Here is a 1,100-nt window from a genome sequence, read left to right on the forward strand (position 1 = left end):
GCATCGTAAAGAACATTTTGAGGCATTTCAGTCAGTTGCTCAATGTACCTATAACCAGACCGTTCAGCTGGATATTACGGCCTTTTTAAAGACCGTAAAGAAAAATAAGCACAAGTTTTATCCGGCCTTTATTCACATTCTTGCCCGCCTGATGAATGCTCATCCGGAGTTCCGTATGGCAATGAAAGACGGTGAGCTGGTGATATGGGATAGTGTTCACCCTTGTTACACCGTTTTCCATGAGCAAACTGAAACGTTTTCATCGCTCTGGAGTGAATACCACGACGATTTCCGGCAGTTTCTACACATATATTCGCAAGATGTGGCGTGTTACGGTGAAAACCTGGCCTATTTCCCTAAAGGGTTTATTGAGAATATGTTTTTCGTCTCAGCCAATCCCTGGGTGAGTTTCACCAGTTTTGATTTAAACGTGGCCAATATGGACAACTTCTTCGCCCCCGTTTTCACCATGGGCAAATATTATACGCAAGGCGACAAGGTGCTGATGCCGCTGGCGATTCAGGTTCATCATGCCGTTTGTGATGGCTTCCATGTCGGCAGAATGCTTAATGAATTACAACAGTACTGCGATGAGTGGCAGGGCGGGGCGTAAAGATCTGGATCGGGCTTACTAAAAGCCAGATAACAGTATGCGTATTTGCGCGCTGATTTTTGCGGTATAAGAATATATACTGATATGTATACCCGAAGTATGTCAAAAAGAGGTATGCTATGAAGCAGCGTATTACAGTGACAGTTGACAGCGACAGCTATCAGTTGCTCAAGGCATATATGATGTCAATATCTCCGGTCTGGTAAGCACAACCATGCAGAATGAAGCCCGTCGTCTGCGTGCCGAACGCTGGAAAGCGGAAAATCAGGAAGGGATGGCTGAGGTCGCCCGGTTTATTGAAATGAACGGCTCTTTTGCTGACGAGAACAGGGGCTGGTGAAATGCAGTTTAAGGTTTACACCTATAAAAGAGAGAGCCGTTATCGTCTGTTTGTGGATGTACAGAGTGATATTATTGACACGCCCGGGCGACGGATGGTGATCCCCCTGGCCAGTGCACGTCTGCTGTCAGATAAAGTCTCCCGTGA

3 protein-coding genes are annotated in these 1,100 nt (G+C 46.3%); all 3 read left to right on the top strand.

Annotated features, from left to right (window positions below):
* A partial coding sequence (gene catA / locus FPQ13_RS13005) for a type A chloramphenicol O-acetyltransferase (protein WP_246065536.1) occupies positions 1-613 on the top strand: 613 nt, incomplete at its 5' end.
* Between the two features lie 190 nt (positions 614-803).
* Positions 804-953, top strand: coding sequence for a type II toxin-antitoxin system antitoxin CcdA (gene ccdA / locus FPQ13_RS13965; protein WP_336511053.1), 150 nt, complete (start codon positions 804-806; stop codon positions 951-953).
* A gap of 1 nt (position 954) precedes the next feature.
* On the top strand, positions 955-1,100 hold a 146-nt coding region (locus FPQ13_RS14030; RefSeq protein WP_186279688.1), incomplete at its 3' end, for a CcdB family protein.

The sequence above is a fragment of the Allobacillus salarius genome (genome assembly GCF_007559425.1).
Taxonomy (GTDB): domain Bacteria; phylum Bacillota; class Bacilli; order Bacillales; family Alkalibacillaceae; genus Allobacillus; species Allobacillus salarius.